This window comes from Actinosynnema sp. CA-299493 (assembly GCF_050946825.1).
Taxonomy (GTDB): Bacteria; Actinomycetota; Actinomycetes; order Mycobacteriales; family Pseudonocardiaceae; genus Actinosynnema.
In genome coordinates this window covers 8,575,289-8,588,380 of record NZ_CP191993.1, presented here as the reverse complement: position 1 = coordinate 8,588,380, position 13,092 = coordinate 8,575,289, and the positions used below count along the sequence as shown (strand labels likewise).

Annotated in this window: 15 protein-coding genes; 9 read left to right on the top strand and 6 right to left on the bottom strand. The window is 73.1% G+C overall.

Annotated features, from left to right (window positions below; genetic code table 11):
- The first annotated feature begins 140 nt into the window (after positions 1 to 140).
- The 9 genes from ACQPYE_RS36870 to ACQPYE_RS36830 are packed head-to-tail and all read left to right on the top strand — an operon-like array spanning position 141 to position 7,155.
- On the top strand, positions 141 to 1,532 hold the full coding sequence (locus ACQPYE_RS36870; RefSeq protein WP_498717742.1) for a collagen-binding domain-containing protein: 1,392 nt from the start codon (positions 141 to 143) through the stop codon (positions 1,530 to 1,532).
- 39 nt (positions 1,533 to 1,571) lie between these two features.
- Positions 1,572 to 2,159 (top strand): type II toxin-antitoxin system antitoxin SocA domain-containing protein, encoded by a 588-nt coding sequence (locus ACQPYE_RS36865; RefSeq protein WP_498717741.1) that lies wholly within the window; start codon positions 1,572 to 1,574, stop codon positions 2,157 to 2,159.
- Entirely contained in the window at positions 2,159 to 2,734 is a 576-nt protein-coding gene (locus ACQPYE_RS36860) for a Fic/DOC family protein (protein ID WP_498717740.1), read from the top strand. Before ACQPYE_RS36865 ends, ACQPYE_RS36860 begins: the two co-directional genes overlap by 1 nt.
- Before the next feature lie 16 nt (positions 2,735 to 2,750).
- Positions 2,751 to 3,095, top strand: coding sequence for an SRPBCC family protein (locus ACQPYE_RS36855; RefSeq protein ID WP_498717739.1), 345 nt, complete (start codon positions 2,751 to 2,753; stop codon positions 3,093 to 3,095).
- 59 nt (positions 3,096 to 3,154) lie between these two features.
- Positions 3,155 to 3,679, top strand: a complete 525-nt coding sequence (locus tag ACQPYE_RS36850; RefSeq protein WP_498717738.1) for an RNA polymerase sigma factor — start codon at positions 3,155 to 3,157, stop codon at positions 3,677 to 3,679.
- On the top strand, positions 3,676 to 4,446 hold the full coding sequence (locus ACQPYE_RS36845; protein WP_498717737.1) for a zf-HC2 domain-containing protein: 771 nt from the start codon (positions 3,676 to 3,678) through the stop codon (positions 4,444 to 4,446). Before ACQPYE_RS36850 ends, ACQPYE_RS36845 begins: the two co-directional genes overlap by 4 nt.
- On the top strand, positions 4,446 to 5,249 hold the full coding sequence (locus tag ACQPYE_RS36840) for an ABC transporter ATP-binding protein (protein WP_498717736.1): 804 nt from the start codon (positions 4,446 to 4,448) through the stop codon (positions 5,247 to 5,249). Before ACQPYE_RS36845 ends, ACQPYE_RS36840 begins: the two co-directional genes overlap by 1 nt.
- Positions 5,246 to 6,589 carry a hypothetical protein gene (locus tag ACQPYE_RS36835; RefSeq protein WP_498717735.1) on the top strand — a complete coding sequence of 448 codons (1,344 nt, stop codon included), beginning with the start codon at positions 5,246 to 5,248 and terminating at the stop codon, positions 6,587 to 6,589. Before ACQPYE_RS36840 ends, ACQPYE_RS36835 begins: the two co-directional genes overlap by 4 nt.
- Positions 6,586 to 7,155: a hypothetical protein gene (locus ACQPYE_RS36830; RefSeq protein ID WP_498717734.1), complete on the top strand. Its 570-nt coding sequence runs from the start codon at positions 6,586 to 6,588 to the stop codon at positions 7,153 to 7,155. The genes ACQPYE_RS36835 and ACQPYE_RS36830 overlap by 4 nt, the downstream gene beginning before the upstream one ends.
- Here ACQPYE_RS36830 and ACQPYE_RS36825 read toward each other — a convergent pair.
- From ACQPYE_RS36825 to ACQPYE_RS36800, 6 genes are all read right to left on the bottom strand, one after another.
- Positions 7,152 to 8,018, bottom strand: coding sequence for an aldehyde dehydrogenase family protein (locus ACQPYE_RS36825; protein WP_498717733.1), 867 nt, complete (start codon positions 8,016 to 8,018; stop codon positions 7,152 to 7,154). The genes ACQPYE_RS36830 and ACQPYE_RS36825 overlap by 4 nt on opposite strands.
- Entirely contained in the window at positions 8,011 to 9,438 is a 1,428-nt protein-coding gene (locus ACQPYE_RS36820) for an aldehyde dehydrogenase family protein (RefSeq protein ID WP_498717732.1), read from the bottom strand. Before ACQPYE_RS36820 ends, ACQPYE_RS36825 begins: the two co-directional genes overlap by 8 nt.
- Before the next feature lies 1 nt (position 9,439).
- Positions 9,440 to 10,405, bottom strand: a complete 966-nt coding sequence (gene deoC, locus ACQPYE_RS36815) for a deoxyribose-phosphate aldolase (protein WP_498717731.1) — start codon at positions 10,403 to 10,405, stop codon at positions 9,440 to 9,442.
- 425 nt (positions 10,406 to 10,830) lie between these two features.
- Positions 10,831 to 11,478, bottom strand: a complete 648-nt coding sequence (locus ACQPYE_RS36810) for a DUF1707 SHOCT-like domain-containing protein (protein WP_498717730.1) — start codon at positions 11,476 to 11,478, stop codon at positions 10,831 to 10,833.
- A 34-nt stretch (positions 11,479 to 11,512) separates the two neighbouring features.
- Entirely contained in the window at positions 11,513 to 11,995 is a 483-nt protein-coding gene (locus ACQPYE_RS36805) for a hypothetical protein (RefSeq protein WP_498717729.1), read from the bottom strand.
- An 87-nt stretch (positions 11,996 to 12,082) separates the two neighbouring features.
- The gene (locus ACQPYE_RS36800; protein WP_498717728.1) at positions 12,083 to 13,066 is read right to left on the bottom strand and encodes a Gfo/Idh/MocA family protein; all 984 of its coding nucleotides are present in this window, start codon (positions 13,064 to 13,066) and stop codon (positions 12,083 to 12,085) included.
- Positions 13,067 to 13,092 lie beyond the last annotated feature (26 nt).

The window sequence follows — 13,092 nt, the reverse complement described above, 5'->3', positions numbered from 1 at the left end:
GAACGTAGGACTCTCGCGTGCTGAACGTAGGACTCGCGCGGTGATCACACTGGTGGGTGAAACCTTGGCTCGTCGGCGCGCTGAAGTCGGTGCGGTGTCGTTGGCTGCGGGGAGGGCGTCGACCTCCACGGGAGCCGGACATGCAGATCAGCCGCAGCGGAGCCGTCGGTCTGGCGGTCGCCGTCGCCGTCCTCGCGACCGGGTGGGCGCCGAGTGCCCAGCCGAGGTTCGCGGCGGCGGTGAACCCGGTGCGGCCGGTCGCGCCGGACGACGTCCACGCCGACCCCAGCCACGGTTTCCTCGTGCTGGTCGAAGGCGACGCGGCGCTGTACGAGAACGAGACCGAGGGGCCGGTGGCGGTAGGCGGCGACGTCCGGTTCCGGCAGTACAACGCGGGCCCCAACAACCCCGGCACGTACACCCTGCCCGGTGACACCCGGCCGACCAGCCTGGTCGTCGGCGGCGGCCTCGACTTCGGCCGGAGCGGCACGGGCACGCTCAGCGTCCTGAACCAGTCCTACGCCAAGGTCGCCGACCTGGGCGACGCGACCGTGCTGCCGTCGGGCGGGGTGACGTTCGTCGTGCCCGCCGGCGGGAACGCGAACACCCGACCCGCCCTGGCGGTCCAGACCTCGCAGCCGGCCGCGTCGGTCGGCGGGCCGAGCGGCTTCGACTTCGCGTCGCTGTTCGCGCTCTACCGGCAGATCAACGCGGACGTGTCCGAGTGCGCGTCGACCGTGACCCTGCGGGACCAGAACGGCCAGGGCCCGTGGAACGGTACGGACCCCAACGCCACGATCGGCCTCCAGCCGGGCCAGAACGTGCTCACCCTCGACGCCGCGCGGATGGCCGCGCTGGACAACATCAACCCGCTCGACGGCGCGCCGCAACCCGGCGACCAGGCGTGGCTGGTCGTCAACGTCGACGTGACCGGCGACTACACCTGGCCGGTGCCGAACGTGAGCTGGCAGGGCAACGGCCCGTCGCGGCACGTGCTGTGGAACTTCACCACCTCGGGCACCATCACGCTGCCGCCGGGCTCGGGCACCGTGTGGGGCACCCTCTACGCGCCCAACGCCACCCTGGTCGACGACAGCTCGTCCAACATCGAGGGCGCGGTGGTCGTGAAGTCCCTCGTGCACGGCGGCGCGACGAGCGGCAGCGGCGGCGAGATCCACAGCGCGCCCTTCGCCGACACCCTCGCCGACTGCGCGACCACCCCGACGACCACCACCGCCCCCACGACCACGACCACCGCTGAGCCGACCACGACCGCCTCCACGACCACCACCGAGTCCACAACCACCACGACCACCGCCGAACCGACTCCCACCTCGACCGCACCCTCGACCACGACCGCGAGCTCCACCGCCGGGACCACGAGCCACCCGGCGGCCGTCCGCCCGGACGACGACCTGGCGGCCACCGGCACCCCCGTCCGCGGCCTGCTGGTGCTCGGCGGCCTGCTCCTCCTCTGCGGCGCGACCGCGCTGGCCCTGATCGGGCTCCGCGACCGCCGCGATCTCCGGTAGACTGGGTAGTCGCAGCTCAGAGCACTCGCTGGAGGTGGCATGGCGGACGTCCACGACGTGGCCGCGGCCGTTCTCGACGCCACCGGGCCCGAGTCGCCGATGAAGTTGCAGAAGCTCCTCTACTACGCCCAGGCGTGGTACCTGGCCGAGCACGGCGAGCCCCTGTTCGACGCCCGGATCGAGGCGTGGCGGCGAGGTCCCGTGGTGCCAGAGGTCTACGTCCGCCACGAGGGCCAGTCCGAGGTCTGCTCGTGGGAAGAGGGCGACCCGCACCGGCTCACCGGCCGGGAACGCGCGGTCGTCGGTTCGGTGGTCGAGCGGTACGCGCACTTCAGCAGGCACGAGCTGAGCGACATGGCGCACGACGAGGAGCCCTGGCGCGCCGCCCGCGGCGAGCTGGCCGAGTCCGAGCCGAGCAGCGCGCCGCTCTCGCACGAGGTGATGGCCCACTACTTCCGCCGGTTGACCAGCGGGGCGGAGGAGGCGATCGCGGAGGCCGTCGGCAGCGCCCGGCTGGAGGGCCTGGCCGTCCCGGACGACGTGGTGGCCACGATGCGCGCCGTCGCGGCCGGCGAGCTGACCGCGGACGAGGCGATCGCCAGGGAGATCGAGGCGCTGCGCCGGTAGTGGACGAAGACCCCTACCTGGACCCCGCGTCCGGGGTGCTGCGCAACAACCTGGGCCTGACGGACCCGCTGGAGTGCGACTTCGCCGAGACGCGGCTGAGCACGATGCGCGTCGAGCAGCTCGCGCTGTCACCCCTGCCCGGCCTGTACGACCTCGCCCACCTGCGCGCCTTCCACCGCCGCATCTTCGGCGACTTCTACCCGTGGGCCGGTGAGGTCCGGCGGGTCAACATCGCCAAGTCCGCGCTGTTCGCCGCGTGGCGGCAGGTCGAGCCGTACGCGACCGGCGTGTTCGACGACCTGAAGAAGGAGCGCTACCTGCGCGGTCTGCCGCGTGAGGCGTTCATCGACCGGTTCACGCACTACTTCGCCGAGGTCAACGCCGTGCACCCGTTCCGCGAGGGCAACGGGCGCGCGCAACGGGCGTTCTTCCGCCAGCTGGCGCGGGAGGCGGGCTGGCGGGTCGCCGTGCACACGCTGGACCGGGTCGCGTTCATCGACGCGTGCGAGCAGAGCCTGACCAGCTCGAACGACTCGTTGCGCGACCTGTTCGACACCGTCTTGAGCACCGCCTGACCGGGTACCCGAGGTCATGACCAGCTACGAGTACCGGGCGCCCGTCGAGATGTCCGCGCGGGAGCTGTTCGAGTTCCTGGCGAAGCCCGGGAGCCTGCCCCAGCACCTGCCCGGCCTGTCCGGCTCGACCCCGCGGCTCGACCAGGACACCCGGCGCGTGTCCTGGGAGGAGAACGGCTACCGCGGCGAGCTGACCGTGCGCGACGACGACGCGGGCCTCAGCGAGGTCGTGCTCGCCGTGGAGACGGACGCGCCCGGCGACGTGCGGCGCGAGCTGGAGGAAGCGGTCGCGGCACTGGTCCACCGCGCCACCTCCGAAGCCGACGTGGACGCCGCCACGAACGACGACACCTGGTACTGATGTGACCCAAGTCACTTCTTGGTGAGAACCCTTCCCGCGACCGGGGCGTCTTGCCGGGTGTGAACGAGGAGCAGTTGGTGCGCGCGGTGGCCCGTGGCGACCGCGCCGCCTTCGAGGAGCTCTACCGCCGCACGTCGCCGTGGCTGGCCGTGCGACTGCGCCGCCGGTGCGCCGACGAGCAGGTCGTGGCCGAGGTCATGCAGGAGACGTACCTGGCGGTGTGGCGGGCGGCGGGGTCGTTCGCGGGCGCGGCGGTCGACGGCACGGCGGTCGGCTGGCTGTGGACGATCGCGGCGCGGCGGCTGGTCGACGCGTTCCGCCGGCGTGCGCACCACCAGGCCCGGCCGCTGCCGGTGGCCGGCACCGCGCCCGCCGCCGAGGACGAGGTGCTGGCGGGCGCGCTGGGTGACGACGTCGGCGGCGCGTTGCGCGACCTGGCCCCGGAGCTGCGGCAGGTGTTGCAGGCGATGGTGCTGGACGGGCTGACCGTGCGCGAGACCGCCGTGCTGCTCGGGGTGCCCGAGGGCACCGTGAAGACCCGCGCCCGCCGGGCCCGGATCGCGATGCGGGAGGCACTGTCATGAGCGAGCACCCGAGCGCCGACTCGATCGCCCGGTACGCGGCCGGCGACGACCTGCCCGCCGACCTGCTGTGGGCGGTCGAGGCGCACCTGGAGACCTGCCAGACGTGCCGGCTGCGCCTGGCCGACGCGGCGCCGCCGCAGGTCACGGCGTTGACCACGGCCGTGTGGGCCGGTTTGGAGACCACCGGGACGCCCACCCGCCGACGGCACCGGCTCGCGCGGTGGGCCACGCCGTCGTTGCCGCCGTGGCTGGCCATGACGGCGTTCGTGGTGCTGGCGGCGCTGTCGCTGGACGGGCTGCTGCCCGGGGGCTCGGCGTCGTTCGGGGTGCTGCTGCTCGCGCCGATCGTGCCCGTGCTCGGCGTGGCGGCGGCGTGGTCGCGGGGGATGGACCCGGCCCACGAACTGGTCGTGTCCACACCCCGGGCCGGGCTGCAACTGGTGCTGCGCCGCACGTTCGCGGTGCTCGTGGCCGTGCTGCCGGTGCTGCTGGTCGGCGGCTGGCTGTCCGGGGCGTCACCGGCGCACTGGCTGCTGCCGTGCCTCGCCGTCACCGCGGTGACGCTCGCGCTCGGCGGCGTGATCGGGGTGCGCCGGGCCACCGTCGTCGCCGCGTCCGCGTGGGCGGTGCTGGTGGTCGGTCCGGCGGTGGTCGACGGCGGTGTGCCCGGTGTGCTCGTGCCGGGCGCGGCGCCGGTGTGGGCGGCGGTGCTCGTCGGGGGCGCCGCCGCCGTGTTCTTCAGGTCCGCGGCCTACGCGCGGCTGTGATGGGAGGAGGGCTCGTGGCACGTGCGGTGAGCGCGGCGGAAGTCGCGCCGACGGGGTACGCCTGGCAGGTCGAGGCGAGGGGGCTGCGCGTGCGCGCGGGCCGGACGATGGCCGTGGACGGGCTGGACCTGCGGCTCGGCCGGGGCGTGCACGGGCTGCTCGGGCCGAACGGCGCGGGCAAGACCACGCTGATCCGGTCGCTGGCGACCGTGCTGCGGCCCGCGTCGGGGACGTTGGAGGTGCTGGGCACGCCGGTGTCCGGGCGACTGGACCTGCGGCGGGTGCGCCGCGCGCTCGGCTACCTGCCGCAGGACTTCGGCTACTACAAGCGGTTCACGGTGCGCGAGTTCGTCGAGTACATGGCCTGGCTGAAGGAGATGCCGAAGCGGGACGTCCCCGGCGCGGTGCAGCGGGCCGTCGAACGGGTCGGGCTGGCCGACCGCGCGGACGACCGGCTGAAGGCGCTGTCCGGCGGCATGGTGCGGCGGGCGGGCATCGCGCAGGCGATCGTGAACGACCCCGAGGTGCTGCTGCTCGACGAGCCGACCGCCGGGCTGGACCCCGGTCAGCGGGTCCGGTTCCGGGAGTTGGTGCAGGAGCTGGGAGCCGACTCGTGCGTGGTCGTGTCGACGCACCTGGTCGAGGACGTCGCGGCGGCCTGCACGGACGTGGTGCTGGTCGCCGCGGGCAAGCTGGTCTTCCAGGGCACGCCCGCCGAGCTGGCGGCGGCGGGCGGACCGGACGACGTCGGCGACAGCCCGATCGAGCGCGGCTACTCGGCGCTGCTGGGCGGTGCGTGGTGAGGATCCTCGGGATCGAGCTGAAGCGCACCACGGCGCTGGTGCTCGGCGCGCTGGTCGCGGTGGTCATGGTCGGCCTGCTGTCCTGGGGGCCGTCGACCAAGGACAGCACGGCGTGGAGCCGGCAGTGGACGGCGTTGACCGAGTGGGTCCGGTTCATGCTGGCGATGTCCTGGCCGTTGACGCTCGGCGCGGGCGCGTTGCAGGGCTTGCGGGACCGGCGGTCGGGGGTGGCGGAGCTGTTCGGCTCCACGCCGCGACCCCGTGCCCAGCGGGTCGGGTGGACGCTCGGCGCGTTGGCGGTCGGGCTCGTCACGGCGTACGCGGCGGTGTTCGCGGTCGGGGCGGTGCAGGTGGCGTCGGCGACGGACTACTTCCACTGGGGCTGGCTGCCGGCCGCCCTGGTCGGCGCGCTGGCGCTGGTCGGCGTGGCGTGGCTGGGCGTGGGCCTCGGCCGGCTCGTGCCGTCGCCGTTGACACCGCCCGTGCTGGCGGTCGCCGCGTTCGCGGTGACGTCGGTGGGGTTCGGCGAGCCGGGGGACGGGTTGCCGTGGACCGCGTTGCTGCCGTCGCTGCCGTCGCCGGAGTCGGTGTTCACGGCCGTCGGCGGTTCGGTGAGCCTGGTGCAGGCGGTGTGGTTCGCGGGGGTGGCGCTGTCCGGGTTCCTGCTGGTGGCGCTGCGGCGGCGCTGGTTGGGCGTGCTGCCGGTGCTGGTCGCGGCCGTCGTCGCGGTGCCGTTGCTGCCCGCCACGGCGCAGGAGGCGCTGACGGTCGATCCGGTGGCCGCGGAGCTGGTGTGCGCGGAGGGGCTGTGCCTGACCCGGGCGCACGAGCACGAGCGTGCCGCGTTGACCGGGCCCGCGCGGGAGGTGCTGCGGGTGCTGGCGAAGCTGCCGTCGCCGCCCACGTCGGTGCGGGAGGTCGCGCTGGAGGAGCGGGGCGAGCAGGACCTGCGCCGCCCGGAGCCGACCGAGGCGGTGTGGGTGGACCTGGACGAGTTCACGTACTTCCGCCGCAGGCCGCTCACGTCGGAGCAGGTGACGGCGCACTGGCTGGCCGGCGCCGGGACGCGGACCTGCTACGGCGACCACGTCCCGAGGACGCTGACGCGCGAGGTGGCGGCCCGGACCGTGCTGACGGCGTGGCTGACGGGCCGCCTGGAACCGCTGCCCGTGTACCGGACCTGGCTGGGCGAGGAGACCGACGCGCTGGCCGCCGAGGCTTGGGACCACCTGCGCGCGCTGCCCGACGCCGACCAGGCGGCGCGGGCGCAGGCGGCGCGCGAGGTGCAGGCCGCCTGCTCGGGCGACGCCCTGACCACCCTCACGGGCGGCACGACGTGACGAGGTGGTTGCTGCTCCACGCCCGAGCCCGGCAGGTCCCCCTCACGGCGGCGGCGGTCGTGGCCGCGGTCGGAGCGGTCGCCGCCCTCGCCCAAGCGGACGGTGGGCCGCGGCTCGCGGCGTTCGGGGCGGCGGTCGGGGTGGCCGCCGTCGCGACCGGTCTCGGCGGGCACGACCCGGCGCTCGACCGCACGGCCGCGTTCGGCTGGCCGCCCCGCCGGGCCGCGCACCTGCTGCTCGGCGGCGCGTTCGTCGCGGCGCTGCTCCTCGCCGTCGGCCGCGTCGCCGACCCGATCGCCACCGACGCGTTCCTGCTGCGCGACGTGATCGGGCTGGGCGGCCTGGCGGCGTTGGGCGCGCTGCTCTTCGGCCCCCGCGCCGCCTGGGCGTTGCCGGTCGGCTGGACCGGCGTCACGCTCGTCGTCCCGCCCGTCGACGACCACTGGCTCAGCCGCCTGCTGACGTGGCCGGTGCAACCGGCCGGCACCACCTCGGCGACCACCACCGCAGTCGTGCTCGGCTGCGCCGGCCTGCTCGCTCACAGCTGGTTCGGCTCCCGCCGCTAAACGCCGATCGGGTGCCAGACCGTCTTCATCTCCAGGAACGCCCGCAGCCGGGCCAGGTCCGGCTCGCGGGTGAAGTCCTCCGACGGACGCGCGCGCAGCACGCGCTTCACCGTCCCCGCCGCCGCGCGCTCCAGGTCCGCCCGCGTCGACTCCGGCGCACCGGTCAGGTCCAGCGCGTTCACGTCCGCGTGCGACGCCAGCCAGGGCGCGATCTCCGCCGTGCGCCCGGTCAGCACGTTCACCACACCCCCGGGGAGGTCGGACGTCGCCAGCACCTCCGACAACGTCACCGCGGGCAACGGCCGGTCCTGCGACGTCACGACCACCGCCGCGTTGCCGGTCGCGATCACCGGCGCCACCGCGCTGATCAACCCCAGCAGCGACGACTGCTGCGGCGCGAGCACCGCGACCACGCCCGTCGGCTCCGGCACGGAGAACGAGAAGTACGGCCCGGCCACCGGGTTCGACGCGCCGAGCACCGTGGCGACCTTGTCGGTCCACCCCGCGTACCAGACCCACCGGTCGATGGCCGCGTCCACCAGCGACTGCGCCTTCTTCACCGCGACGCCCTCGCACGCGGCGACCTCGGCGGTGAACTGCTCCCGCCTGCCCTCCAGCACCTCGGCCACCCGGAACAGCACCTGCCCGCGGTTGTACGCCGTCGCGCCCGACCAGCCGGGGAACGCCTTGCGCGCCGCCGCGACCGCGTCCCGGGCGTCCTTGCGCGAACCCTGCGCCGCGTTGGCCAGGAACGCGCCCTTCGCGTCCACCACCGGGTAGGACCGGCCGGACTCCGACCGGGGGAACGCGCCGCCGATGTAGAGCTTGTACGTCTTCGTGACGGCGATCCGGTTCTCAGACATCGAGGTACGCCTCCAGCCCGGTGCGACCGCCCTCGCGGCCGAAGCCCGACTCCTGGTAGCCGCCGAACGGGGCGGTCGGGTCGAAGCGGTTGAACGTGTTGGCCCACACCACGCCGGCGCGCATCTTCTGCGCCGCCCACAGGATGCGCGACCCCTTCTCGGTCCAGATGCCGGCCGACAGCCCGTACGGCGTGTTGTTCGCCTTGGCCACGGCCTCGTCCGGGGTGCGGAACGTGAGCACCGACAGCACCGGGCCGAAGATCTCCTCGCGCGCGATCCGCATCGCCTGCGACACGTTCGAGAACACCGTCGGCGCGAAGTAGAAACCCTTGTCCGGCAACGGGCACGCGGACGTCCACCGCTGCGCGCCCTCGGCGTCGCCCGTCTCGACCAGCTCCTGGATCTTCGTCAGCTGCTCGCGCGAGTTGATCGCGCCGACGTCGGTGTTCTTGTCCAGCGGGTCGCCGACGCGCAGCGTGGACACGCGGGCGTGCAGCTTCTCCAGCAGCTCGTCGGCCACCGACTCCTGCACCAGCAGCCGCGAACCCGCGCAGCACACGTGGCCCTGGTTGAAGAAGATGCCGTTGACGATGCCCTCGACCGCCTGGTCCAGCGGGGCGTCGTCGAACACGATGTTCGCCGCCTTGCCGCCCAGCTCCAGGGTGAGCTTGCGGCCGGTGCCCGCCAGCTGCCGCTGGATGAGCTTGCCGACCTCGGTCGACCCGGTGAACGCGACCTTGTCCACGTCCGGGTGCGACACGACGGCCGCGCCGACGTCACCCGCTCCGGCGAGGATGTTCACCACACCCGGTGGCAGGTCGGCCTGCTGGATGATCTCCGCGAGCACCAGCGCGCTCAGCGGCGTCGTCTCGGCGGGCTTGATCACCACCGTGTTGCCGGTCGCCAGGGCGGGCGCGATCTTCCACGCCGCCATCATCAGCGGGAAGTTCCACGGGATGACCTGGCCGGCCACGCCGAGCGGGCGCGGGTCGGGGCCGAGGCCCGCGTAGCCGAGCTTGTCCGCCCAGCCCGCGTGGTAGAAGAAGTGCGCGGCGGCCGTCGGCACGTCCACGTCACGGGATTCCTTGATGGGCTTGCCGTTGTCCAACGACTCCAGCACCGCCAGCTCCCGCGACCGCTCCTGGATCAGGCGGGCGATGCGGAAGATGTACTTGGCGCGCTCGGCGCCGGGCATCCTGCCCCAGACCCGGTCGTAGGCGCGGCGCGCGGCCTTCACGGCCTTGTCGACGTCCGCCGGCGCGGCCGTGGAGACCTCGGCCAGCACCTCCTCCGTGCCGGGGTTGACGGTCTTCAGCGGCTCACCGGCGCCCTCGACGAACTGGCCGTCGATGAACATCCGGTAGTTCGGCTTGAGGTTCGCGATGTCCCGCGATTCGGGCGCGGGCGCGTATTCCCACATGTCAGTCCACCGTCACGTAATCGGGGCCGCTGTAGTGGCCGGCCAACTGGGTGCGCCGCTGCATCAGCAGGTCGTTGAGCAGCGTGGAGGCACCGAAGCGGAACAGGGTCGGGGTCAGCCACTCCGGTCCCGCGACCTCGTGCACCGCGACCAGGTACTTGATCGCGTCCTTGGTCGTGCGGATGCCGCCGGCGGGCTTCACGCCCCTGAGCTCGCCCGTCTGGGCGTGCCAGTCGCGGACGGCCTGCAGCATCACGTGCGTGACCGGCAGCGTCGCGGCGGGGGAGACCTTGCCGGTGGACGTCTTGATGAAGTCGCCGCCCGCGAGCAGGCCGAGCCAGGACGCGCGGCGCACGTTGTCGTAGGTCGCCAGCTCGCCGGTCTCCAGGATCACCTTGAGGTGCGCGTCCCCGCAGGCGTGCTTGACCTGCACGATCTCGTCGAACACCTGCCCGTAGCGGCCGGACAGGAACGCGCCCCGGTCGATCACCATGTCGATCTCGGTCGCGCCCGCGTCGACGGCGTAGGCGGTGTCCTCCAGCTTCACCTTCAGGCTCGACCGGCCGGACGGGAACGCGGTCGCGACGCTGGCGATGTCGATCCCCGTGCCCCCCAGCTCCCCGACGGCCGTCTCCACCATGTCCGGGTACACGCAGACGGCGGCGACCTTCGGCACGTCCGGGTTGTCCGGGTCGGGCCGCCGCGCCTTCGCCGCGAGCGACCGCACCTTGCCGGGGGTGTCCGCGCCTTCCAACGTGGTCAGGTCGACCATGCTGATCGCGGTGTCGATGGCCCACATCTTGGCGGCCTTCTTGATGCTGCGGGTGCCCAGACCGGCCGCGCGCTGTTCGACGCCGACCTGGTCCACACCGGGCAGTCCGTGCAGGAACCGGCGCAGCGACGCGTCGTCACGGACGGCGTCCGCGAGCGCCGGGGGCAGCGACGGCGTTGTCGATGGAGCAGCCATGGCGCCGAGTCTAGGCGGATTGGGACGGCCGTCCTAAGTGAGCGACTTCGGGCAGGTCAGGCCGGTTGCGCGGAGTGTTGTGGAAGCTGCGGGATCGAAAGATCGGAAGAGTCCTCGCCGGACGGGCAGATCAGCAGGATGACCCCTGGTCGGGTGGTTCTGCTGCGGGTCCGTCGTGGTCCGGGGTGCGTGTCACCCCACCGACCTCCCTACGGGCTACCACACGTGTCAAGGGGGCGGTTCCGGCGGAAAGGTCCCTGTTGGGGTGGGAGGTGCCCCCTTGACACGCGCGGGTAGGGCGTTGCCGGGTCGGCGGGATGACACGAACCCCTCCTTTGTGAGGAAGGGCTGCCAGTGGACCGGCGCGAACTCGATCACGCGATCCTGCGACGCCGGAGGGTCGAAGGCCCCCTCGGTGCCCGTGACTAGCCCTCCAGTTCATCGTGGGCGCGTCCCTTGAGCTTCTTCTTTTTCGGGCGCTTCACCTCGACCGCGCCCATCATGGCGAAACCGGTGATGTTCACGATCGGGCCGCCCGGGATCGTCGGCGCGCCCTTGTGCGTGGCGTCCTCGAACGCGCCCATGAAGCCGATGCCGGACACCCGGACGGTGACGTCCTCCGGCACGATGATCTCCACCGCGCCCATGAGCGCGTAGGCGTTGATCGTCGTCTCGCCCTGGGAGAAGCGGGCCCGGGACAGGTCCAGCTCGACACCGCCCATGACCGCCACCGCCGTGTGCGTCGGCGGCACGACCCACTCGCCGCGCCGTTCCACGCCCGACCAGAACGCGAACGAGACCGTGGAGCCGGGCGTGCCGCCGATGCGGTTGGCCGGGACGTTCTGCCGCATCGGCACGGGCATCACGGACGGCGCGGGCACGCCGAGGTCGGCGGTCAGCGGCACCAACTCGCCGTAGGTCTTGGCCGAGTACACCGCCGCCAGGCGTTCATCCAGCTCGTGCAGGTCGAGCCGACCCTCGCCGTGGGCCTGTTGGAGCACCTGGGCGACCTTCTCGCGGTCGGCGTCCGAAGCGCGCATCTGACGGGGGTCCGGCACCAGCTCGTCGCTCACACGGGTGAGTCTAGGAGGGCGGGCCCGCCGGTGGTCAGGTTCCGGTCGCGACGAGGACGAGTTCGCCGGATCCGAGGTCGAGGTAGGCCGACGCGTACCAGTGCTCGTGGCCGAACGCGGCGTCCAGCGCGTCCCCGGTCAGGAACGGCCCGCCCGGCAACCGCCCGCGCATGCCGTCCACCACGTCGGGCGACTTGCCCTCGGCCTTCGGGGCGTAGGCGGACACCAGCCGCTCGACGTCCGCAGCCGGCAGGGTGACGACCGCGTCGATCCAGTACGTCGACGGTCCGGGCACGTCGGCGCGCCCGAACGTCCCGGACATCCACCGCGCGCGTTCCGGCGCCGTGAGCACGGGGAAGCGCTTGACGAGCGGTTCCGGGTCGGTCCGCAGCTCCCCGGTCCCGGACTTCGCCGCCGGCTCGGCCGGGCCCTGGCACCCGACCAACGCCAGGGCCGCGACGAGAAAGACGAGCCACCGCGCCGGACGAGGACGGCTGCTTGCTCGCGTGACGTCCATCCGGTGCTCCTCGGGGGAATGGCCTTCGCGGTACTCCCCTTGGAGGAACGCGCGGCCACCGCGGTTCCCGTCAGGCCGGAGACCTGATCAGCTCGGCTGACGGACCGGCAGGCCGGCGGCCCGGTAGATGTCGTCCACGACCCGCATCGTGGCCACCGCGTCGTCGGCCGTCGTGGGGAACGGCTTGCCGTGCAGCACGGCGTCGGCGAACGCCTCCAACTGGTACGCGTACGACGGCCGCCGGTCGAAGCGCTCGACCCGGCGGTGGCCGTCCAGCTTCACCGTGAGCCGGTGTCCGTGCTGCGGGGCGAAGGGGTTGAACACGCGCAGCTCACCGTTGGCGCCCAACACCTTCGCCGAGAGTCTCAGCAACGACCGCGACCACATCGACGCCACCACGGTCCCGGTGTGCCCGGCGGGGAACTTCAGCTCCGCCCGCATCGCCCGGTCGACTCCGTCACCCTTCAGCAGCGCCCGCGCCGACTTCACCTCCGGCTCGTCACCACCGAGGTACCGCACCACGTTCACCGCGTAGCACCCGGCGTCCATCAACGCCCCGCCGGCCAAGTCCAGCGAGTACCGGATGTCGGAGAACTTCGGCAGCGGGAACGCCAGACGCGCCTCCACGTGCCGCAGCTCGCCCAGCTCCGCCACCACTTCCGCCAACCGCAACGCCAACGGGTGGTACCGGTAGTGGAACGCCTCCATCACCACGAGCCCGCTGCTCTTCGCCGCCGCCGCGACCTCCGCCGCCTCGTCCGCGTTGGCCGCGAACGGCTTCTCGCACAGCACGTGCTTCCCGGCCGCCAACGCCGCCAACGTCCACTTGCCGTGCAACCCGTTGGGCAGCGGCACGTAGACCGCGTCCACGTTCGGGTCGTCCAACAACTCCTGGTAGCTCCCGTGGACCTGGGGGATCCCGAACCGGTCGGCGAACTCCTGCGCCCGCCCGACCTCCCGGGCCGCCACCGCCGCCACCTCGATCGCCGCCACCGACCGCCCCGGCCGGACCAACGCCGCCGGCACGATCCGCGCCGCCCCAAGAACCCCGATCCGCACGTGGTCGGCCATGCTCAGGACGTTACCCCCGGCAGCAC

What these genes read in the sequence shown, in the direction of transcription:
- ACQPYE_RS36870 (WP_498717742.1), top strand. Translation starts at nt 141, where the DNA reads ATGCAGATCAGCCGCAGCGGAGCCGTCGGTCTGGCGGTCGCCGTCGCC.
- ACQPYE_RS36865 (WP_498717741.1), top strand. Translation starts at nt 1,572, where the DNA reads ATGGCGGACGTCCACGACGTGGCCGCGGCCGTTCTCGACGCCACCGGG.
- ACQPYE_RS36855 (WP_498717739.1), top strand. Translation starts at nt 2,751, where the DNA reads ATGACCAGCTACGAGTACCGGGCGCCCGTCGAGATGTCCGCGCGGGAG.
- ACQPYE_RS36845 (WP_498717737.1), top strand. Translation starts at nt 3,676, where the DNA reads ATGAGCGAGCACCCGAGCGCCGACTCGATCGCCCGGTACGCGGCCGGC.
- ACQPYE_RS36840 (WP_498717736.1), top strand. Translation starts at nt 4,446, where the DNA reads ATGGGAGGAGGGCTCGTGGCACGTGCGGTGAGCGCGGCGGAAGTCGCG.
- ACQPYE_RS36825 (WP_498717733.1), bottom strand. Translation starts at nt 8,018, where the DNA reads ATGTCTGAGAACCGGATCGCCGTCACGAAGACGTACAAGCTCTACATC.
- ACQPYE_RS36820 (WP_498717732.1), bottom strand. Translation starts at nt 9,438, where the DNA reads ATGTGGGAATACGCGCCCGCGCCCGAATCGCGGGACATCGCGAACCTC.
- deoC (WP_498717731.1), bottom strand. Translation starts at nt 10,405, where the DNA reads ATGGCTGCTCCATCGACAACGCCGTCGCTGCCCCCGGCGCTCGCGGAC.
- ACQPYE_RS36805 (WP_498717729.1), bottom strand. Translation starts at nt 11,995, where the DNA reads ATGGACGTCACGCGAGCAAGCAGCCGTCCTCGTCCGGCGCGGTGGCTC.
- ACQPYE_RS36800 (WP_498717728.1), bottom strand. Translation starts at nt 13,066, where the DNA reads ATGGCCGACCACGTGCGGATCGGGGTTCTTGGGGCGGCGCGGATCGTG.